Origin of the sequence: Fulvivirga maritima (assembly GCF_021389955.1) — a bacterium.
In the GTDB taxonomy this organism is placed as follows: domain Bacteria; phylum Bacteroidota; class Bacteroidia; order Cytophagales; family Cyclobacteriaceae; genus Fulvivirga; species Fulvivirga maritima.
On sequence record NZ_CP089980.1, the window covers coordinates 48,408 to 71,108 of the forward strand.

Consider the following 22,701-nt stretch of genomic DNA (forward strand, 5'->3'; position numbering starts at 1 on the left):
AACGAAGTGAAGAGCAGGGATCTCGCTGTTCAGGTAACACTAACCGAACAGTAAGATTGCAAAAAAGTAAGGGACCTGAGCGATGGAATGTAGAAAGTGGATTAACCAAGCCAGCAGATGTTTGAAAAGACTATGCTAGATGAATACATAGATCTCTCCTTTCGTCGAGATGACAGTTGTGTGAAAGTATAATCAAATAGCACGTATATGAAAAAATCAAAACGATTGAGATCCAGTTAAATTATGAATCAGTACCGATCGTCTACACTTCGACGGGGCTACCAATGACGTAATACACTAAATAGGTATTTGTTCAAGCTCATAACCTAATTCTTTAGCTGTTTTTACTAGCCATCTTTCTCTATGGAGCTGCATTTTTTCTTCATATGCTTTGATGCCCCGTTCTGTGTAATCAAGCCCTTTTACCATAAGCCGCCAGTAGAGTACGGCCAGTTTTCGGGCTGTAGCTTTAGTGGCTATGCCTGGACCTCTTTTGCTCTTCAATCTACGCCCAAAAGCTCCCAGTGCTATCTTTTTGCTTTCTATTAAACTTTGGGCTATTTGTCTGAATATTTGTCCTGCCTTTGGCCTGTACTTTCTGTTTCTGGTTTTATTTTTCTTGCCAGACTGGTGTTGACCTGGAGATAATCCTAGCCATGAAGTGAAGTGTTTCTCACTGGGCCACTTACAAAGTTCCATGCCTATTTCAGAATATAATTGTAGCCAGGTATAATCGGTAATACCCGGCAAACACGTAGCATCTTTGCCTGAAAAGATTTTCAGCAGGTGTCCTCCTAAGTGGTCTATATCAGGTTTATTATGTCTAACAGGTTTTCGATCTTTAACAGAATCTATTTCATTTTTGCTTTCCATATCTGAATCGTAGTTATTGAACCGCTTCATGACTTCTTCCAGTTTTTGGTCACATGCCAGTATTTGTTGTTTATAAAATTTGTAACCACTGTATGCCTGTCCCAAAGCAAATAACCCTGACTCGGTATAATAGCCTGAAAGTGCCTTGATGACTTGAGAGGCTTTCTTTTCTCTAATACTGCTATGGCACAGGGATAAGAGCTTTTGGGCATCACGTTCCCCTGCCAGGATGGCTTCTATGATCGCCAGACCACTGGCGCCATGTATCTGACTGAGCACTTCTTTGAGTCGAATGTTCATCTCTATTAGTGACTTTTGCATATGATTTACATGCATAGAGGCTGTTCTCAGATGATCTTCTCTCAAGCGCTGGTAAGCACGAACTTCCTTCACTTGTGCATCGGGAACAAAACAGCGATTCAATAAACCATGACTATGGAGTTGCTGAATCCATTGACAGTCCTTTACATCAGTCTTTCGACCTGGTACTTGTCTCGTCTGACGCCCATCTACTAACCAGACATCCAAACCTGCTGATTCAAGAATCTCATAAAGAATAATCCAGTAAACACCCGTAGCTTCCATAGCCACTGTCTGGATCCCCTCTGATAATAAATAGCACGATGCCTCTCGAAAACTTTCAGTGAAAGTCTCAAAAACACGAACATCCTTGTTTTCTACGGATATGAAAATGTGCTTGGCTCCTATATCTATGCCTGCAGCATTTGCTCTCATCTTTTTCATGACTAATTTTCTAAAAGTTAAACAAAGACCTGTAGGATGAAATATTGTACACGACAGACTACCAATCGGACATTCCTATAAAAACAAGGAAGTACCATACTTTGTGACTCCTTTCTATCCAACCATGCTCAGGGACAGGCAAATTGCACTATGCCAGGTTCGGCTATATTGTACAGGCCACTTCTATTCTTAACGTCATTTCTTTTTGTGCGGTTGAAACAAATGTTAGGTCTCAGTGTGACTCGGTGGGTGCGATCGTCACCTTCCCTATCTGGTAATTACGAGGAAGACATGACGAAGTAATCTTGAAGCTATGAAATACTGTATCTCGCCGGACTGCAAAAGTAACTTCGAGATTGCTTCACTACACTTAGCTTCTATCGCAATGACCATTATAAGTGCTATCATCATTTATCGTCATCCCTGCCGAAACGAAGTGAAGAGCAGGGATCTCGCTGTTCAGGTAACACTAACCGAACAGTAAGATTGCAAAAAAGTAAGGAACCTAAGCGATGGAATGTAGAAAGTGGATAAACCAAGCCAGCAGATGTTTGAAAAGCATATGCTAGATGAATACATAGATCTCTCCTTTCGTCGAGATGACAGTTGTGTGAAAGTATAATCAAATAGCACGTATATGAAAAAATCAAAACGATTGAGATCCAGTTAAATTATGAATCAGTACCGATCGTCTACACTTCGACGGGGCTCAGTGTGACTCGGTGGGTGCGATCGTCACCTTCCCTATCTGGTAATTATGAGAAAGACATGACGAAGTAATCTTGAAGCTATAGAAGGCGGACTGCTCTTGTATGCAGGGGCAAGGTTGAGATTGCTTCACTACACTTCGTTTCTATCGCAATGACCATTATAAGTACTATTATCATTTATCGTCATCCCTGCCGCAACGAAGTGAAGAGCAGGGATCTCGCTGTTCAGATAACACTAACCGAACATTGAGATTGCAAAAAAGTAAGGGACCTGAGCGATGGAATGTAGAAAGTGGATAAACCAAGCCAGCAGATGTTTGAAAAGCATATGCTAGATGAATACATAGATCTCTCCTTTCGTCGAGATGACCCTGGATTTTAGGGAGGAGGTTTTGTCAATTCTATTGGTGCGGTTGAGACAAAGGTTGGGCTCAGTGTGACTCGGCGGTGGCTTACTCTTGCTGTACAGTCGTGAGGTTAAAGAGGTTTGAAAAGCAGACCTTTCTCGAGTCCTTAGAGGTAATTCATTACTATGAAATGCTTCAGTGAGCGGAAGACCTCACAGCAAGAAAGAGTTTTTTGTTACTTTTTTGATCGATTGCAAAAAAGTAAGAAACCTAAGCGATGCAATGCAGACAGCGGATTAACCAGGCAAACAGCTGTATGAAAAGCTTTCTTTAAACCAATAAATAGATCTCTCCTTTCGTCGAGATGACCCTGGATTTTAGGAAGGAGGTTTTGTCAATTCTATTGGTGCGGTTGAGACAAAGGTTAGGGCTCAGTGTGATTCGATAGCGGTTTCATCTTGCTGTACAGTCGTGAGGTGAAAGAGGTTTGAAAAGCAGACCTTTCTCAAGTCCTTAGAGGTAATTCATTACTATGAAATGCTTCAGTGAGCGGAAGACCTCACAGCAAGAAAGAGTTTTTTGTTACTTTTTTGATCGATTGTAAAAAAGTAAGGAACCTAAGCGATGGAATGTAGGCAGTGGATTAACCAGGCCAGCAGATGTTTGAAAAGCATATGCTAGATGAATACATAGATCTCTCCTTTCGTCGAGATGACCCTGGACTTTAGGGAGGAGGTTTTATCAATTCTATTGGTGCGGTTGAGACAAAGGTTAGGTCTCAATGTGACTCGGCGGTGGTTTACTCTTGCATAATGAAGATTTCGAGCACTTGTTTACTTAAAATTCACTTTGAAACAACTCCATTTTTTGATTGTTGCTAAATCAATTTATTAGACATTAATTGTGAATTTGTTGAAAATAAAAACAAATTCTTTATTTTTGTCCAAAATTAGACATTAAATCAATTTTTGTCGAAAATGAAATCGAAAGAGGAGTTTGTAAAATCACAGATCATTGCTTCGTCAAAAGAAGTTTTCAGGAAACTGGGGTATGCCAAAGTAACTATGGATGACATAGCCAAGGCATCAGGAAAAGGCAGGAGCACTTTATACTATTATTATAAAAATAAGCGGGCCGTATTTGAAGCTTTTGTAAAAGAAGAATACAATGAGATCATAGAGAAAGCTCAGCAAAAAGTGAGCAGTGACCGCACTATCAACGAAAACCTATTTGACTACAATCAGATAAAATTATCCTTCCTACTCAAAAAATCAAAAGAGTATAAGCACTTGCTTTCAGACCTTAAGGAGAACGAGGACATATTGACCAAGGTATTTTTACAGATGCGTAATGCTGATATACAGCTGGTAGATAACTGCCTTACCTGGGCTATGGAGAAGAAGGAAATACAACATATTTCTAAAACTGATCAGGAGTTTTTAGCTCTGGCTATAATCACCGCCACGGGCAGTTTAGAGAAGGAAATGTTTTTATATGATTCCATAAAAGACGACATGTTTGATCGGCTACACTGGATCAGCGAACTATTAATAAAAGGACTACAATAAGAGAGAATATATAATTCATAAGTATCATGCGCAATTTAAGTACACATTTTTACTATTGTCTGCTACTGGCAGTGTTTGCTCTGGCCAGCTGTGAGAAGAAAAAGGAGACCAAAGAGGTAGATCCAATAGAAGTACAAACCATAGCCGTAGGTGAGCAAGGGGCTTTTAATGCTCACGAGATTAGTTATAGCGGCGCTATTACAGCCAATAAAAATGTAAATATCACCTTTCAGGTTCCCGGCACTATAGAACAGATTACCGTGGATATGGGTGATTTTATCAATAAAAATGATCTTATCGCCAGAATAGAAGCCACCACCTATCAAAACCAGTATGAAGCCCGAAAAGCACAGGCAGAGCTGGCCAAAGAGAACTACGAACGTATAAATGAAGTATATAAAAAGGGCAGTATTGCGGAAATAAAAATGATAGAGGCGCGCTCTAACTACAAGCAAGCTGAAGCTGCTGCCACCGCTGCCTATCAAAATGTAAAACACACTAAGGTATTTGCACCATTCAGTGGCTATGTAGGAGCTAAAATAATGGAAGCCGGTGATCTGGCCAGCCCTGGCATGCCTGTAATACAGCTGCTGGATATTGACATGGTAAAAGCCATGGTTCCATTACCTGATCAGGAAGTGAACCAATACCACAGCGGAGACAGTGCCCGCGTAACTATTGATGCGCTGGGTGATCAATCTTTTACCGGAATTATATCTGAAGTTTCTGTACAGTCTAACCGAGCTAACCCGGTTTATACCGCGCAAATTAACATTCAAAACCCAGACCATAAAATAAAACCGGGCATGGCCTGCAAGGTCAATCTGTTTAAAGGTGAGGACAGCTCTACGGCTAATAATGCTTTAGTAATTCCTATATCAAGCGTTTCTGTTACTGATGACAATAAAAACTTTGTGTACATCATAAACACTAAAGACAGTACCGCACAACGTAAATATGTTACCACCGGAGAGCTATATGATAACGGCATAGCCATTAAAGAAGGCTTGCAACCAGGAGACCAGCTCGTTACCTCGGGCTACCACAAACTCACTGATAAAACTCCTGTAAAAGTCATTAAATAATTTTTTAGCCTAGTCATGAAAAATAAGCACACACTAATAGAGTGGGCCATGAAGCATAAGGCTTTTCCTTTGGCTCTGGCCTTCACCTTTGTAGCCATAGGTATTTTAGGCCTCTTCAAAATGCCGCGAAACGAATTTCCGGAGTTCACCATAAGACAAGGCCTGGTGATAGGGTACTTCCCCGGCGCCAGCTCAGCACAAGTAGAAGAGCAGCTCACCAGTAAAGTAGAACAATACCTATTTGGCTATAACGAAGTAGATAAAACAAAAACCTACTCCTACTCTCGTGATGGCGTCATGTACATCTACGTAGAAGTAGCTAACCGCATAGATGCTAACGGCACCGAGCAGTTTTGGAATAAGCTTAAAAATGGTCTTTTTGTCTTCCAACAACAGAGCCTGCCCTCAGGCGTACGAGGAGTTATAGTAAACAGTGATTTTGGTAATACTGCCGCCATGATTCTGGCTGTAGAATCAGAAACACGGCCTTACAAAGACCTGGAAAGACATGTAGAAGATATTGAAGATAACTTCAGACAAATTGAGGACATGGCCAAGATCAGCCATTCCGGAGGTTTAACAGAACAAGTTTCTATATATGTAGACCAAAACAAACTGGCTACGTATCGCATCAGCCCGGCTACGCTTATGCAAAGCCTGCAAACACAAGGCGCTATAAATGCCGGTGGTTCACTGGAAGGGCAAGACTTTAACAGGCCGATACACCTTAACACTTTTTTGAAAGATGAAACGGACATAGCTCAGCAGATCATCAGAACCGATCAGAACGGCAATGCAATAAGAGTAAAAGATGTAGCTCAGGTAAAAAGAGAGTATGAAGAACCTGACTCCTACATTTATGCTGATGGAACCAAAGCCATGATCATTACCCTGGAAATGGCTCCCGGCCATAACATTGTGCAGTTCGGAAAAGAAATAGATGAACACCTGGAAGCCTTAGAGCAAAACCTGCCTGAAGACATCAAAATCAATAAAATAGCGAACCAGCCAGAAGTAGTGCACCACTCTATTTCTCACTTTATGAAAGAGTTTGGGTATGCACTGATCGGCGTTATTTTGGTATCTCTAATACTGCTTCCGTTCAGGGTAGCATCAGTAGCTGCAGCCACTATACCTATCACCATATCATGTACTTTGGCTATTATGTACCTGCTGGGCATGGAGCTCAACACCGTAACGCTGGCAGCGCTTATAGTAGTACTGGGTATTGTAGTAGATGACCCTATTGTGGTTATAGATAACCACGTAGAAAAGCTGGATGAAGGCCATTCCGTTTGGAAATCAGCCCTCAACAGTGCTATAGAGCTATTCCCTTCCGTGTTTACGGCTACTTTAGCCATATCAGCTACCTTTTTACCGCTGATATTCTTCCTATCAGGTGTGGCTAGCGACTTTTTGAGCACCTTCCCTTTCACCATAATGATTGCGCTCTTCCTTTCGCTGTCAGTCTCTGTGCTGTTAGTGCCTTTTATCAATACCGTTTTTATTAAAAGAGGCCTCCACAATGACGAAAAGAAGAAAAAGAACAAAAAGTCTATGCTAGACAAGCTACAAGACGTGTTCGACAAGTCAGTAGAAAAAGCCATGAACCATTACAGGTTAACTGGTGCGCTGGGTATCTTATCCATTATAGTTGGTATCTTTCTTTTCTCACTACTAAGTCAGGAGCTATTCCCGATTATTGAAAGAAACCAATTTGCCGTGGAGATTTCATTAGCTAAAGGTAAAAATCTGGCTGAAACCGAAAAAGTGGTGAAGAAATTTGAGAAGATCCTGGAAAAAGACGAGCGAATTCTGAACTATACCAGCTTCATAGGCAGTAGCTCTCCAAGGTTCCATATGGTTTATGCACCTAAGCTTCCGTCAGAAAATTTCGCACAGATGCTAATCACTACCGCTTCTGATGATGCCACTGAAGAAGTACTGAGAGAATATGATAAAAAGTATTCTGAAATGTTTCCTGATGCATATTTGAGAATGAAGCAGCTGAATATGGTGAACAAGCCTGCTCCTGTAGAAGTGCGCCTGTTTGGTGATGATATTCCTGAAATGAAAAAGTATGCTGACCAGATCATAGACCTGGCGCGTGCCACACCGGAGACCATTTGGAGTCGCAGCAATTACGGTGAAATGCAAAAATCTATTAAAATAGATATCAAGGAAGATGAAGCTGCTAAAGCAGGACTTACCAAAGAAATAATAGCTAACACCATAGCCATGAATCTGGAAGGCATTTCTGCCACTCAGATCTGGGATGAAGATTATCCTATTGAGGTAAAAATAAAGTCTACGAATAAAAAGCAGCAGAAGCCTTCTGAGTTAGAAGCACTCACCATCATATCTCCAGAAACCGGAAGCATAGTTCCTTTAAGACAGGTAGCAAACGTAGAGCCCAGCTGGAACCAGGAACAGATTGTGAGAAGAAACGGTATGCGCTGCCTCACTGTAAGAGTAGATATTGAAAAAGGAGCTGTTGCCAATGAGGTATTAAACCTTCTTAAACCTAAAATTGAAGCACTTAACATCCCTAAAAGCATTAGAGTAGATTACGGTGGTGAGTTTGAAATGCAACAGGAAAACTTACTCCCTATGGGTATATCACTGCTGATCAGTGTGCTGGTTATCTTCTTGATATTAGTATGGCACTTTAAATCTACCAAACATGCCTTTTTAAGCTTTATGACTATGCCTTTGAGCATTTTCGGGGCAGCTTTAGGCTTGGTACTGATGCAGTATCCGTTTGGCTTTACCTCCTTTTTAGGACTGCTGGCCTTGTGCGGTATTGTGGTAAGAAACGGCATTATCCTTATCGATTTTGCTGATGAACTGAGAAAGGAAAGCGGCTATTCTGTAAAAGAAGCAGCCATTGCGGCGGCACAGCGTAGAATGAGACCCATATTCCTTACCTCTTCTGCAGCTGCTGTAGGCGTTATACCTATGATCGCCAGCCGCTCCAGCCTGTGGGGACCTTTGGGTACCGTAATAGCCTTTGGGCTCATGCTCTCCATGGTGCTTACACTATTTGTGCTGCCAGTATTGTATTGGCTATTCTTCAAAAAAGAAGATGAGCACAACGATGAAAAATCTGGTGTACAATTATCAAAATCTTAAACAGCCATGAATAATAATAAAATATATAAAGGCTTTTTTCTATTGGCACTGCTTGTACTTGCTCCCTGCTGGGCTCAGGTACACGCACAAAGCAACACCATTACCCTAGAGGAAGCTAAAAAATCAGCTTTGCAATACAGCAATGACATTAAAAACGGGAAACTGAGCATAGAACAGGCCGAAGCCATTAAAAGCCAGGCCTTATCTCACTACTTCCCTACCGTTCAGGCTTTGGGAGCAGGCATCTATGGCTTCGATGATTTTGTAGAGCCTATTCCGCCATTTCTCAATGAAGGAATAGATAACGCCTACATGGCCTCAGCGGTAGCCTCAGAAGTGGTGTACGCCGGCGGCAGAGTGAGAACAGGCAATGATCTGGCCCAGGTACGTATAGAGGCCAGCAGGATCAGAGCAGAACAGTCCATTGATTCGGTAATATTACTCACAGAGAAAAAATACTGGCAGCTGGTACAGCTTCAGGAGCAGCAAAAAGTGATAGTAGCCAGCAAGGTTTACTTAAACGAACTAATAAAACAACAGCAAGACTTGCTTGATGCCGGGCTTATCCCCAGCAACCAGCTATTGCAAGTGAAGGTAAGCCGCAGCCGACTTACACTTCAGGAGAGTAAAGTGAACAATATGAGAAAACTTGCCTTATTAGATTTCGCTCTGTATACCGGCATTTCTTATGACACTACGCTAGTAGCTCAAGACAGTCTGCATGCCGTATCGGCACCCAGCGCCACCTACACTTCACCAGCATTAAACCTGGAAAGCAACAGCAATTATCAGCTGGTAGAAAAATCAATACAGGCGGCGCAGCTACAGACTAAAATGGCTAAAGCCGAAAGATTACCTCAGTTTTCTGTAGGCATAAGTGCTACTCGCTTTGGTGTTTTTGATATGAACTTAAGCACTGGCTTCCAAACCGTTGGTTTTGGGCTTTTAAGCATCCCTATTTCTAGCTGGTGGGGCAGCGCCAAGCATCAGATCAGAGAGCGAGAAATACAGGAAGAAATTGCAGCTAATAACTTCAGAGACATTCAAGACCAACTCACAGTAGGTATTATGCAGAGCTGGTATAATTTGCAAGATGCTTTTAAACAAATTGAATTTGCCCAGCAAAACCTGGAATATGCCAATGAAAATCTGAAAGTACAAAGAGACAATTACAATAGCGGGTTAAATAACCTTACTGACCTGCTGGACGCGCAAAGAACTCAGCAGCAGGCAGAGACAGAACTGGTAAACGCTTACGCAGAATATGAGGTGAATGAAATCGTATACCTTCATAGAACTGACCAGCTGGAAACGCCAAAAATGGACGAGTAATTGTAGTTACTCAGTAATACAGGGGTGGTGTTTAATTACATCGCCTTTGTATTACGTTTAACCATTCAGGTCTAGCTTAATGGTTTTTCGTTTATCCGTATTTTCTGTACCCACTACTATGGTCTGAATAAGCTCAGGCATCTCTTGTGGCGCCAGCACATAATCCGGATGATCATAGATAATACTTTTCAGAGGCATGCTTTCAAAAATAGCTGTACTGGGATCTTGCACCAGCACCACTCCACCATTTTTTTCTATTACAGTACAGCCCTTTGTACCATCACTGCCCGTACCGGACATTACTACGCCTACCATCTTATCTTTCAACTCATTAGCAAGGGCATTAAAGCTCTCGTTCACAGTATAGTTAACTATTTCATCATTTTTACGCATGATTAATTTTAATTGACCATCCTGCAAACCCACCGAATGAGAAGGCGGACATATGTAGATTTTGTTGCCCGTTAACTCCATACCGTCCTCAACTTCCACCACTTCTACAGGAGTAATTCTTGAAAGAATCTTTACCAATAGGCTTTTATGAGACCGCAAAGCATGCTGAATTACTATATAAGATTCGTTATCAGTACTTCTCAAATTAGAAAAAAAAGGCCTTTAAAGACTCTAGTCCGCCGGCGGAGGCTCCAATAGCCACTACATAATTATAATCGGTCATATTCTTATTTTTAAATAAGTGTAATTCAACATTAAAAAATTCAATGTTTTCAATTATAATTTAAACAATTTTTATTCCGCAAAAGCTCTTTCAAACATATTCTGGCAGCATTTGAATGTAAAAAGGAAATAGAATAGATTAGCAGTATAAGCAATAAGAAGATCATCTTCTATGCAATTTTTCCTCATATCAAAACGTAAAATGAAACTGTTACTAAAAATCCTACCCTTACTTTTTGTCGTTTCTTCCATTCATATTTCTCAAGCACAAATCTCTGCTTCCAAAGTATTTACAGACCATATGGTACTGCAAAGAGAAGCGGACATTCCTGTTTGGGGCAATGCAAAAGCGGGAACGAAAGTCACGGTAGAACTTAACCAGCAAAAGCAGTCTGCCTACGCAAATGCTGATGGCCAATGGCAGCTAGACCTGCCCGCCTTACAAGCCGGCGGGCCGTATATATTGAATATTTATGAAAACGAGTCCACCTCTCCTTCTGTAAGCTTTAAAGATGTGCTTATTGGAGACGTGTGGCTGGCTTCAGGCCAATCTAATATGGAATGGCAAGTACAGCAGGCCATGAATGCCGATGAAGAAATTAAAAATGCCGATTATCCGCAAATTCGCTTTTTGAAAGTAGAGCATGCTAAAGAAATGGAACCGCAAGCTGAGATAAAAAATGGGAAATGGAAAGTTATAGATTCCGCCAGTGTTAAAGACTTCTCTGCCGTTGCTTATTATTTTAGCAGAAAGATCTATGCTGATATCAATGTGCCTGTGGGTATTATCCAATCAACCTGGGGCGGCACGCCTGTAGAAGCCTGGACCAGCCGTGAGCAACTGCTCTCCTCTCCGGTAATCAGAGACCGGGTACTGGCCAATGACACCATCACCATTCATCATATAGAAAAAGATAGCCTTGATCTAATCAAATTCTGGGAGTTAGTTTACAACCCTCATAACGGCACCGAGAAGCGCATTCCGAAAAAAAATTATAATGATACTGACTGGCCTACAGTAGCCATGCCTATCACTATTAAAAACTGGGATATACCACCTTATGAAGGAATGGTTTGGTTAAGAAAGACCATAGACCTGCCTAAATCCATGACCGGGAAAGACCTCACTATCAACCTGGGGCACCCTGAGCTCAACTACTCCTTATATTTTAATGGCACTGAAATTTGCAAAAATGTATGGAATGCTGAGCCGAAACACTCTTATACCATTCCTAAAAAAGCGGTAAGAAAAGGAAAAAACACTATAGCTGTACGCATAGCTTATTTATGGGGTGGCGGTGGCTTCAACCCTCCTGCTGAGGAAATGTACATCACTGATAACAACTCTAACATAAGCCTTGACGGCGAATGGAAATACAAAAAGGATTTGGAGCCTACTATTCCTACTATCATGAACTACCATCGTTATCCTTCATACTTATATAATGGCATGATTAACCCGGTTATTCCTTATGCCATAAAAGGTTTTATCTGGTATCAGGGGGAGGATAATGTAAAAGAGGCGACAGATTATGACAAGCTTTTCCCTTTGCTTATCAACGATTGGCGCATAAGGTGGCAACAAGGCTATTTACCTTTCATCTATGTGCAGCTGGCTAACTACATGAAACGTAAGCCAGAGCCATCAGAAAGTGACTGGGCGGTACTTAGAGAAGCTCAGACCAAAACCTTATTACAGCCCAACACAGGCATGGCTTGTATTATTGATATTGGAGAGGCGGAAACCATCCACCCGCTCAACAAGCAGGAAGTTGGCAGAAGGTTAGCGCTACTAGCTGAAAACATGGTGTATGGTAAGCAGGTACAAGCCTATGGACCTATGTACAAAAACTATTCTATTGAAGGTGGAAAAGTAATCATTGAATTCACAGAAACGGCTGACGGCCTATCTATCAGTAAAAATGCTGATAAGCTAAAGGGATTTGCCATAGCAGGAAAAGATCAGCAGTGGCACTGGGCTGAGGCAGAGATCAAAGGCAACCAGGTGATTGTACATTCACCGCAGGTAAGCGAGCCCACAGCAGTAAGATATAACTGGGCAGATAACCCTGAAGGAAACCTGATTAACTCCAGTGGTCTGCCAGCGGTTCCTTTCAGAACTGATAACTGGCCTACTGTAAAACAAAAATAGGCCTTTTTATAAATGAGAAGCGGTATCTTTTTCTATGCTAAACCAGAAAAGATACCGCTTTTTTATTTTCACACCATCAGCCAAGCTACTTCACTCCTACCAGCTGAGCCTGCTTTTCAAAAGCAATTTGCTGATTAAAGCGCTTTACTATTTCATCATAATAACTCTTCACTTTAGGGTATTCTTCTGGTTGATAAACTGATTTTTTAAACATATAGCTGGCATTTACTTTTACCACCTGCCCCTCACTCACATAAGCAACATCTATATAAACCAGGTCATTATTCAATTGATAATTTTCTGGTAATGCCATCACCGTGTACCCTTCAGGCACGCCTATTATGGTTTCATACTTCCTCAGGCTGCTATAAATCATATCTATAGGGTAGGTTCGGGTTTTCTGGTGCAACTGATTTTCCTGTATAGGAAATTTAAAAAACGGACTTACTATAAGCTTAGAGTTAATAGCCCCAAGCTCAGAGTTGGCCTGAACTGTTATACCATACGGCTTATCATTCTTAGCATAATTAAAAGAAGTAACAGATTCTACACTTTTAAATCCTTCATCTAAAAATGCCTTTTTCAACTTCTCCTCGCTGTCTTCATAGTTATATTTATACTCAAAGGCCTCATAATCTGTAGCCTGCACCGTAACAAATGACTTCGCTTCCATTTCATCTGGCTTCAGTTCAGTATTTAGCCTAATGGTCAGGTAACTAGGCGCATCATTCTCAAGGTTTACCCAGGCGGGCATTTCTTTAAGAATCAGCCCTTTCCCATTGATACACCACATGGGCAACCTATAAAAAGGCACAAAATTCTGAACGCCATCTGCCAGGAATGATTTATTATCAGCATATACCATTACTGCCACATAGTTAAAAAAGTGGTCAAAAGGATAGTCAACTGATATTTTACCATGGCTCCTTGTACTTAAAATCACAGGATATGCCTCTATGCCCGCCTCCTCTAGCAAGGCCAAAAGAAATAAATTGATCTCTCCAGAGGAGCCCAGTCTTTTGTCTACCAGCTCTTTAGCATTTTGATGCGCATATTTGGTAAAGGTTTTATTGAAAGAAAAACGCTTTCTTACATATTCAATTAAAGTGGCTGCCTTCTGTGTATCATCTAACCCCTCCAGGTTAATTTCCTCTAGCAGCTTTTTGGCCTGCCTCTGACTACTTTTTATATACTTTCCGAAATAATCATTTTTATATAGACTCTTGGTAAGCTCAGGCCATGACGTCATTATTTCACGATCTCCCCCTTGCGGGCTATGGAATTTTGCCAGCTGAAAATCAATTTTCATAATGTAATCATCCACAGAAGTAATAAAGCCTTCGTCTTTAAAAGCAGGCACATCTTCCATAGCGTAAGTGTGCACATAGTCTGAATATTCAAAACCAGACCCTATATTTTGACCGTAAGACTTAGCTATGCTCCCAAATTTACGTTTGCGCTTGCCTACTTCTGAGTTCTGATAATCAAACTTTCTAATGCCCTGAGCAATATAGATGTATTCATAAAAAGGCACCATTTTTACCGTATAGCGGCTATATACGGTAGGTATTTCATCCTGAAACTCCCAATCGGGTAAGTTAAAATGAAAAGGCGTTTCCAGCTCGTACTGATACTCTATCACTGTACCCACTTTCACATCAGGGAAAGCAAATTTTTTCACATTCCATCGTTCGTTGATCTTTTCTTCATAGATGGTTTTAGGGTTGAGCTCCTTTTTTCACAATCTGCCCATTTTCCTTATTGTAAGTGTAAGCCTCTATGTTTCTCACCACTTCTGTTTTCCCGTATCCATCTTCGTAATAAGGAATTCTCACGGTGGCATAATCCGTACCTGAAGGCTTTAAAATCTTGATCCTTTTAGTACGCACAAACTTAATGTTGTAAGTATCATCCAGAAATTCCGAAAGGCCTAAATCAAACAAGATCACAGCTTCCGCTTCAGGATCTTTATCATAGGTCTCCATGTCCATTTCCAAATCACCAACTTCAGTGAATTCTCTTGAAAACTTCTGCTCCTGCGCCCACACCCAAGCTGGCATTATAACTGCCATAAAAATTATCAATAATATTCTCATTATAGAGGGGTTAAAATAGTGGATGAGCCCTTTTTAAAGGCTTTAATTGTATTAATGAAATTGTAAAATTCCTTGTAATCAGACAGTGGATAGTCTGCCATGTATAACTCGAACTTCCTGACATAAATTACCTTATTGTTTTCACGAAAGCACGATAACTGAAAATTGCCAAATCTGGAACTGAGCTCAAATGTTGACGGCAACTCCAAAGCGTATTTTTCCAGGTCATCAATCTCATAAATAATAGAATCAATATTATTAATAGGATAATTGATTCTTATTGGAGACTTTCTTTCATCTGGCTTTTCCAGATCCATATTAAAAATATTAGGGCTAAGCACCTTCATACCGGCTACATGATGAAACTGATCGCGTACTTTAAAATCAAGATCAATTGATAAATGATCGTCATCTCTGGCCACAGAATCAAAATGCCACTGGATAAGCTCTGATTTCGGTATATTCAGGTACTCACTAAAGTAATCATGAAGATCATCCTTAGTATAATTTACCTTCATGTAAAGGTAATCTTCAAACAAAGTGCCTTTTAGCTCTCTTTCCAGCTTCAAATTTCCATTGCCATGTGCATCAATGGTATAATGGTATTTATCTACAGTGAGACAATCCTCGGCTTTTAAGGCAGGAGTTTTTACAAACTGGCTATTGGCACCATCTACCATAAAAGCATATCGGTTTTGTGTAAAAGTACCCAGATGATTAAAAGCATCAATTTTAGAGGTGTTTTCTAACCAAATGGTATCACCTGCCAGCGGCACCATTAAAATAACATGATTAAATTGCTGACTAGGAAACGCTTTATTCACCCGCTCCTGATTGACTCCCGCTGAAACTAAAGTATAATAAGACGGTATGTTAACAAATGACAGCATCGCTTTCATATAATTAGTAAGCGCTTTACAATCACCATACTTGTTTTCACAAACATAAGTGGCAGGGTAAGGCTTCATGCCTCCAAAATCAATATCTACATTGATATAGCGGGTGTTATCTTGCAGGTAGTGATATAATATTTTCACTATCTCCTTCTTGTCATTCACTCCTTCTATCAGCTGAGCTATTTTATTCTTCTCTGTAAAAGTAAGCTCTTCCAGCCCTTCATTTAAGTCATTTATCCACTGCCCAAATTCCGTCCAGGTTTTTAGTGATCCTTTCACCTCATAATCAAACTCCGCGGGAACTATCTCCACCATAGGCAGCAACTCATCTTTTGGAGGCCCAAAGGCTTCGACGTCATCTATCTCTTCCAGGTCTTCTATCTCCCAATGGTCCACCCGTTCCTCTTCACCATCGCTAGATTCATGCTTAATCTCATCATCATAATTCATATACAATTCAAAATCAACAGGATAATGAATAGTAAGCATGGCCTTTTTAACTGGTAAGCTCGGCTTTTTATAGGCTGACCAATAAGCGACATATAGATAATCTCGCATTGAGTATTCATAGCTATACTTTATGCGATACGGAAATTCATGCCATATAAGATCAAATTCCATGACCATGTCATCAGCATGAAAAGCATCTGACGAAAAATAATTATGAATAATAAGATCCTTGTTCTTCAATTTACGGATTGTATTCCCTTGCAAGTCCTGTATTTCTGCAGTCAGTAATTTGGTGTTTCCCTTTGTATAAGGGATGCTTATTTTACCTTCATTAGTATAGTGCCTACTCTTGATCTCATACAGGTAGGTCTCCCGTACATCAAGCGTATTGTTGCGCTTAACATAAATTTCAGTATGGCTTTGAAGCAAAATAGCTCCTGCTTGCCCCACACTATTATGCCAGCAAAAAATTAAGACTATTGGTATAAAAATTTTCATAAAACCAGACTAAACAAACGACAATGCTAATTATCTAATTTTGATAATTAAATCAATAAAAATAGCAAGAATCATTTAATCGCCATTATTAAGAAGCTGAAATAATCTTTTAACAATCCGTTAACCCGGCTTCTTTGGCTACCATAAAAGGCGTGATTAATTTCGGCACCAAGTACCACGTGGATAGATCAATCTCAAACCCGAATGTTTACGACTACTCAGGAAAAGGCCTATTCTAAGTAGACAAAACATTTAATTAAACTAAACCAAATGAAAACACTGAAACGTACATCGTTATTCAGCAAGGCCATTATTGCCTTATATTTTACTTTATTTATGAGCTGTAAAGATCATATTATAGAAGAAATGACCGATGAAAAAGCTACCGCAGAACAAGCTGTGGTCACCAGCACCCAAGCCAGAACTTCAGCTGATGCCCTGGTAAAAAGATGGGCTCCCATTCATTATATGGATGTAGACGTGACCGGTACTTACGCTGAAAATGGCAAGTCTGACTACATCACAGCCATTAATTATGATGGTGACTGGAATGCAGAAAACAACTGGGAGAATTTGTCTACCTACGGAAATGACCTTTATGCACATGTGTACTACTCTGTAGTGGAGACCTCCACCCACTGGTATATCATTTATGCCTTTTTCCACCCCAGAGATTGGACGGACATAGCCTTGCTCTATTACCTTGATCAGCATGAAAATGACCTGGAAGGTATATTAATGATGATAGAAAAAGATGGCAGCACTTATGGAGCATTACGAGGCGCTGTAACCGTGAGTCACTCAGACTTCTTTTCTTTCACCCCTTCGGGCAGCCCGCTGACTAATGGCCATGAAAATATTGATGGCACGCTACAGTTCGCTAACTATAATGGTGAAATGCACCCCGTTACTGCTCAAGAAGCTAAAGGTCATGGGTTAAAAGCCTGGCCCCAGTATGATATCAACGGAGATGGCATTATTTACTACCCTTCTATGAATGACATAGCTGAAAAGCCTGCTGATGAATATGATAATCATGTAGAGTATAAACTCGTGAATATATTTGAAAGCAATGGTTTATGGGCACAACGAAACAATACGGCCTTATTTTATGATGCCGGTGGAGATTTCAGAGGTAACAATTTTAAAGATGGAGGAGCCAATGCACCCTGGGCCTGGAATGATGGTAACGACGGAATTGTAAATGGAGGAGAAATGGCCACTGACCCTGCAAAGCTTTTTGACAACTATTTTGAAGGCATCAGTAACATATCTCATATATACACCAGCAATACTTACAACCCCAATGGTGGTGGAGTAGCTACTTTATATGAGGACTGCAACTACAGGGGCTATGCAGTATCATTGCCTGTGGGTGATTATACCCTAAGCCAGCTGGAAAGCAGAGGCATTTCTAATGATGATGTATCTTCCTTAAGAGTAGAAAATGGCTACAAGGTAGTTTTATATTGGGATAACAACTTCTCTGGAAGCTCAATAACCAAAACCTCTAATGAAGGCTGCCTGGGCAACCAGGGCTGGAATGATGAACTTAGCTCCGTAAGAGTAATGCATAATTAAATTTTTAAACATATAACCCCATAGAGTTTCATAAAACCGTAATTTGTTGTGAAGGCAAAAGGTTTTATGAAACTCTCTTATTTACACACATGACAAGATCACTCGTATTCAACCTCTTTCTTATCACCACAGCCGCATGGCTTTGTGCATATTGTTCTTCCCCTAAAAAGGAACTATCACAAGCTACACTACTACGAAGCCCCTATTTGCAGTGCGCTTTTAAAGACAGCCTTACCATACTTTGGCGAACAGACAGCGGAGAGGTTTGTCATGTAGAATACCGATCTGCTGACCAGGAAAAATGGCAGCAAGCCACAGGCATCACCCGAGCTACTAACACGGCAGCCATTGAAAACGAAGTGGTGCTGCATCACCTGCTTCCAAATAAAAAATATGAGTATAAAATATTTACTAATAAGCAGGAGCAATTACCAGATGAAAAGTTTTGGTTCCGCTCTCCATTAACCAAAAAAGACACTGCTTTCACCTTTTTTGCTGTGGGAGATATAGGTGAGCCTGTAGATGAAGGTGGCACACCCGATGTGCTGGCTAAAGCCCTGGAACCGCACAAAGACTCATTAGCTTTCGGTCTGCTGTTAGGCGATATTGTTTACCCTGACGGCTCCAGCCAACGCTATGACCAAAACCTTTTTCAATATTTCACTAAAGTGTTTCCTTATGTGCCTACCTATGCCTTGCTGGGCAACCATGATTGGCAGCTACCTGATGACTTCACTAAAGAGTGGAAACTCCCTAACAACGAGCATTATTATAGCTTTGATTATGGAAAAACCCATTTCATAGGCTTAGATTCTAAAATTGGCGACTTCTATGATTATGAAGAACAAGTAGAATGGTTCAAAAATGATTTACAAAAACGTGCTAAAGACACCGAATGGACCATTGTTTTTCTCCATCATAACGGCAAATCATGCACATACAAGCAAGATTATGAAAATGTAATAGCCCTCTACCCTATTTTTGAAGAAGCGAAAGTAGACCTGGTGCTCAATGGCCATGCGCATACTTATGAAAGGCTCAACCCTATGAACGGACAAGGGGAACCAATATCGCAATACATTGGCAAAACAGCGACCTACGCCAACCCAAGCGGATTTATAAGCATAACCGTGGGCAGCGGCGGGAAGCTAAGAGGCATAGGTTCCGACCCGAAACCATTCACCCCTGATCCTGAGCATTGCCGACACCCGAACCTGGTAGCGAAGGCCAACCATCTCTGGGCTTATCTACAGCTGAGCATTGAAGGCAGAAAATTAAAAGCTAAGGCCATTAGCACTGAAAAAGGTGATGTTGTAGATGAGTTTATTATTGAAAAATAAGGCTTTTAAAAAAATGTAATTGGATAATGCCATCAGACCTTTTAAATTGGATCGTTTAAAATTAACTTTATATGCAAACGGCGATTTTCACTTTACTGGGCACCATTTTAGGAGGTCTGATATCCTACTTTCTGCAAAGGCAAAAGTTCTCTCACGACTTAAAAATAAGACGAGAAGCAGATAAGACCGATTTCATGGCCGAAACCACCGCCCGACATTTCCTGAGCCACAAATCATACACAGATCGCTCCTTTGAGACCCTAAAAAAACGCTTAGGTGGGTTTGAAGATGATGAATTGAGAAAAATCCTGGTTCGCGCCGGAGCCATAAGAGACATCCGCCATGACGGCACAGAATGGTGGCGCCTACTCTCCAGAATGGATGAATATATAGAGAAAAAGAAGGCGGAGCGGGAGGAGGATTAATTTAGGTTGGAGGTATTTCGGCCTGATCTTTATTATCTGATCACCTGCCTTTACGGCATTTGTAACGCCATCGATAATTCAACAATCTGAATTTATTAAAATCGTAATTTAATTACGGTAGAGCTATAATCTTTCAACATAAAAATTAGCGATTATACCTATGAGTAGTATGTAGCCTTCAAGATGCAACACTTGATCAACTCACACTTATTTTTGTTTCAGGACGGCTATTGCTTCATTAATTATTGACACTAAATCACTAAGATTAACAGGAATACTTTGAATAGCTGCTTTTCCTGATGCAATCAAATGCTCTGTATCCAAAAATTGATACGTTAAAAAGAAGCTATCATGGTGAGGTATGATAAAACAACTAAGGTTATCAGTAGTTGGTCCCCAATTTAAAAAATTATAGAATGGGTAAATATTATCGTCCTCTATGTCATATTCATCCGTTTCAGGTATTCGTGTACGAAATATAAATTCATAAATTTCAGTAATACTTTTTCTTTCGAAATATTGCACATATTTACTCCAATCCTTTTGAAGAATCCGCTCAACATCTCCTTGCATACTTGCTATTAACTGCGGCACGTAAGCAGAATTATCTGCATAACACACATATTGATTATCTATAACAATATCTACTGTTAAAATTTTAGCGCCTATTTCTTTATCGTCTATATCAAATGCAAAGGTTGACTTATCCCCTATAATCATATTTGGCCTCTGGGTATTAAAAAATAATTGAACTTAAGTGTTATTGCATCTAAAACTGTGTACAATGAAATTTATGAGTAGGCCGACTTAGCTTCACCTCATCCATCTTAATATAAACTTTGTGTACTCCCATTGTTTATTATTTTTCAAGAATATAGCAGCTTTACCCTCTTCATAGCCACTATCAAAATAATCGTATTGTACATATACCGCTGAAGAGTCAGCATTAAAAATAGGTAAATAAAAGATATACCAGCTCTCATCATTCTGAAACTTTACGCCAAGTTTGTCATCTCCTAATGAGCTCAAATTCACCTTATTAACAATCTTTTTAGAATTTATGATTTGACTCTTTAGGTATTGTCTGGTAACTGAATCATCAAAATACTGAGGCTCTTCTAATTGTTCTACAATAGTTGTTTCATTCAACCATTGAGATCCTTGTGGAGGTGGATAGCTTATTCCCTTATCCGTGAATTCTAATTCATAATATTCATAATGCTGTAATTCTGAATCAATAAACCCATGATAATTAAGAGAATCCGCCAAAATACACTTTTCTATTAAGGCTATTATCAGGTTCTGGTTTACTGATTCAACTTCATCTCTATTATGCCCGCAAGAAACTAAGAAAATGAAAAATACGATTATGATTCTATGCATCAAAAATATAGTCTAGTAGATTGGGTTCAGCTATTTCCGGCCATAGTATGCCTGCTTATCCACTAGACACGCTCATAACTGTATTAAAGTAATAATTCCCGAAATACTATCTAAGCTGTATGGTCTCAATACCCTCTATCAGCATAGTTTTTAATTGCCCCCATTCTTTTATAAATATGAGGGTGGCTTAAAAACTTTTCACTTAGCCAAACCCAAAAATTATTATTATCCTTTGAGTCTTCTATAAACTGGCTGGTATTGATTTTTGAATAAATTTCTTTTCCTGTAGCCAGAATTAAAATCCCTTCAACTGAACCTATAGCTGAAAAATGGAACCCTATTCTATCACAAGTATATTCACAAGCTCTGGAATGTGCTAACTTAAGAAAAGGTATTATTGCCGATGGTGCAAGAAAAAATTCATGGTTCAGATGTTGTCTTTTTATATGACCTAGTTCATGACCAATTACGAATTTTAAAACTTCAAAATCTCCTTTAGAAGCAGTTTCAAGTACTTCTGAAAACAATACCAAGTGCTTGTTGCGGGCAAGCTTTGTTACAAATGCATTAAAGTGTCCGTGAAGCACATATATATCTGGCATCTCTTTAATTCCTATTCTCTGACATTGATCTTTAACTATAAAATAGATTTCCGGGTATTGCTTCTCGTTCAGTCTAACAGAATTACCTTGTATTAACCCTATAAAAAATCCCTGCCCAATCCTTTTTAATAACCCAAAAAGCAGAATAAAAGCTATAAGCCCAACTACAGCCATTACTCCAGAAATAGCTGATTGAAGAAAAGTAATAACCAACATGGCTAAAATGGCCAAATAGACGCATGAGCTAAAAAATACTCGCCATTGATAGTATCTCCTTTCTTTAGGATGCACTTTAAAATCCAGGTTCTCAGCTCTAACAGCAGAAGATGAGACATGGATATTATGAGATTTTTCCTTCTCCTGAACTTTTGATTGATACCATTCCTCTATTTCTTCATTTGGGAAATAGTGTTGAACTAAATAGTCTAAAAACCCTTTCCTCTCTACCTCTCCAATAATTCCCAGCGTGTGATCATACCCAGCCTGCTCTACGGTCATTAGGAAATCACCTGGTGAATCTTCTATTTCTATGGAAACACCCCCTTTCCCTTGCCTGGACTCCACTGCGGTGAATAGCTCATATAAATTTTGAAAATCTTCAATTTGATTATTAAATAAGATCCATTTTCTATAATCCTTTTCTATGTTAGCATTCATTTTTAATTATTGATTTGATCATTCACTTTAGAAAAAGCAATCACATTATTTTTCTATTTTTATTTGCAACATAATAAATTCGCATCAATAATTTAATTTTTATAATTAATTAAATATTTAATTTAAAACTAAACCTTAATGAGTTAATGATACCA

The 22,701-nt window shown here is 39.8% G+C and carries 16 protein-coding genes; 8 read left to right on the forward strand and 8 right to left on the reverse strand.

The features are described from left to right. Nucleotides 1-297: 297 nt before the first annotated feature. On the reverse strand, nt 298-1,617 hold the full coding sequence (locus tag LVD15_RS00290; protein ID WP_233777920.1) for an IS110 family RNA-guided transposase: 1,320 nt from the start codon (nt 1,615-1,617) through the stop codon (nt 298-300). A 2,034-nt stretch (nt 1,618-3,651) separates the two neighbouring features. On the opposite strand from LVD15_RS00290, the gene LVD15_RS00295 reads away from it, so the two are divergent. The 4 genes from LVD15_RS00295 to LVD15_RS00310 are packed head-to-tail and all read left to right on the forward strand — an operon-like array spanning nt 3,652 to nt 9,791. Then, entirely contained in the window at nt 3,652-4,242 is a 591-nt protein-coding gene (locus tag LVD15_RS00295; RefSeq protein ID WP_233778312.1) for a TetR/AcrR family transcriptional regulator, read from the forward strand. Between the two features lie 26 nt (nt 4,243-4,268). After that, nucleotides 4,269-5,327, forward strand: coding sequence for an efflux RND transporter periplasmic adaptor subunit (locus LVD15_RS00300; protein ID WP_233778313.1), 1,059 nt, complete (start codon nt 4,269-4,271; stop codon nt 5,325-5,327). 15 nt (nt 5,328-5,342) lie between these two features. Further along, nucleotides 5,343-8,459, forward strand: a complete 3,117-nt coding sequence (locus LVD15_RS00305; protein ID WP_233778314.1) for an efflux RND transporter permease subunit — start codon at nt 5,343-5,345, stop codon at nt 8,457-8,459. A 6-nt stretch (nt 8,460-8,465) separates the two neighbouring features. Then, entirely contained in the window at nt 8,466-9,791 is a 1,326-nt protein-coding gene (locus LVD15_RS00310; protein WP_233778315.1) for a TolC family protein, read from the forward strand. 57 nt (nt 9,792-9,848) lie between these two features. On the opposite strand, the gene LVD15_RS00315 is transcribed toward LVD15_RS00310, so the two are convergent. Beyond that, nucleotides 9,849-10,388 carry a chemotaxis protein CheB gene (locus tag LVD15_RS00315; protein ID WP_233778316.1) on the reverse strand — a complete coding sequence of 180 codons (540 nt, stop codon included), beginning with the start codon at nt 10,386-10,388 and terminating at the stop codon, nt 9,849-9,851. Between the two features lie 280 nt (nt 10,389-10,668). Between LVD15_RS00315 and LVD15_RS00320 the strand changes: the two genes are divergently transcribed. Then, on the forward strand, nt 10,669-12,618 hold the full coding sequence (locus tag LVD15_RS00320) for a sialate O-acetylesterase (RefSeq protein ID WP_233778317.1): 1,950 nt from the start codon (nt 10,669-10,671) through the stop codon (nt 12,616-12,618). An 85-nt stretch (nt 12,619-12,703) separates the two neighbouring features. Here the strand turns inward: LVD15_RS00320 and LVD15_RS00325 are convergent, their stop codons facing one another. From LVD15_RS00325 to LVD15_RS00335, 3 genes are read right to left on the reverse strand one after another with little or no spacing between them, the layout of a single operon-like run. Next, nucleotides 12,704-14,299, reverse strand: coding sequence for a DUF3858 domain-containing protein (locus LVD15_RS00325; RefSeq protein ID WP_233778318.1), 1,596 nt, complete (start codon nt 14,297-14,299; stop codon nt 12,704-12,706). A 37-nt stretch (nt 14,300-14,336) separates the two neighbouring features. Further along, a complete protein-coding gene (locus LVD15_RS00330) occupies nt 14,337-14,714 on the reverse strand; it encodes a hypothetical protein (RefSeq protein ID WP_233778319.1) in 378 nt (125 codons plus the stop codon). Next, nucleotides 14,714-16,558 carry a DUF3858 domain-containing protein gene (locus LVD15_RS00335; protein WP_233778320.1) on the reverse strand — a complete coding sequence of 615 codons (1,845 nt, stop codon included), beginning with the start codon at nt 16,556-16,558 and terminating at the stop codon, nt 14,714-14,716. Before LVD15_RS00335 ends, LVD15_RS00330 begins: the two co-directional genes overlap by 1 nt. 270 nt (nt 16,559-16,828) lie before the next feature. On the opposite strand from LVD15_RS00335, the gene LVD15_RS00340 reads away from it, so the two are divergent. The 3 genes from LVD15_RS00340 (at nt 16,829) to LVD15_RS00350 (ending at nt 19,904) form a co-directional block, all read left to right on the forward strand. Beyond that, entirely contained in the window at nt 16,829-18,139 is a 1,311-nt protein-coding gene (locus LVD15_RS00340; RefSeq protein WP_233778321.1) for a beta/gamma crystallin family protein, read from the forward strand. An 89-nt stretch (nt 18,140-18,228) separates the two neighbouring features. Then, nucleotides 18,229-19,479, forward strand: coding sequence for a metallophosphoesterase (locus LVD15_RS00345; RefSeq protein ID WP_233778322.1), 1,251 nt, complete (start codon nt 18,229-18,231; stop codon nt 19,477-19,479). 71 nt (nt 19,480-19,550) lie between these two features. Beyond that, nucleotides 19,551-19,904, forward strand: a complete 354-nt coding sequence (locus LVD15_RS00350) for a hypothetical protein (RefSeq protein ID WP_233778323.1) — start codon at nt 19,551-19,553, stop codon at nt 19,902-19,904. A gap of 207 nt (nt 19,905-20,111) precedes the next feature. On the opposite strand, the gene LVD15_RS00355 is transcribed toward LVD15_RS00350, so the two are convergent. The 3 genes from LVD15_RS00355 to LVD15_RS00365 form a co-directional block, all read right to left on the reverse strand. Continuing rightward, entirely contained in the window at nt 20,112-20,624 is a 513-nt protein-coding gene (locus tag LVD15_RS00355) for a hypothetical protein (RefSeq protein WP_233778324.1), read from the reverse strand. Between the two features lie 93 nt (nt 20,625-20,717). Beyond that, nucleotides 20,718-21,287 carry a hypothetical protein gene (locus tag LVD15_RS00360; protein WP_233778325.1) on the reverse strand — a complete coding sequence of 190 codons (570 nt, stop codon included), beginning with the start codon at nt 21,285-21,287 and terminating at the stop codon, nt 20,718-20,720. Between the two features lie 125 nt (nt 21,288-21,412). After that, complete coding sequence (locus LVD15_RS00365) at nt 21,413-22,546, reverse strand: M48 family metallopeptidase (protein ID WP_233778326.1); 1,134 nt, start codon at nt 22,544-22,546, stop codon at nt 21,413-21,415. Nucleotides 22,547-22,701 lie beyond the last annotated feature (155 nt).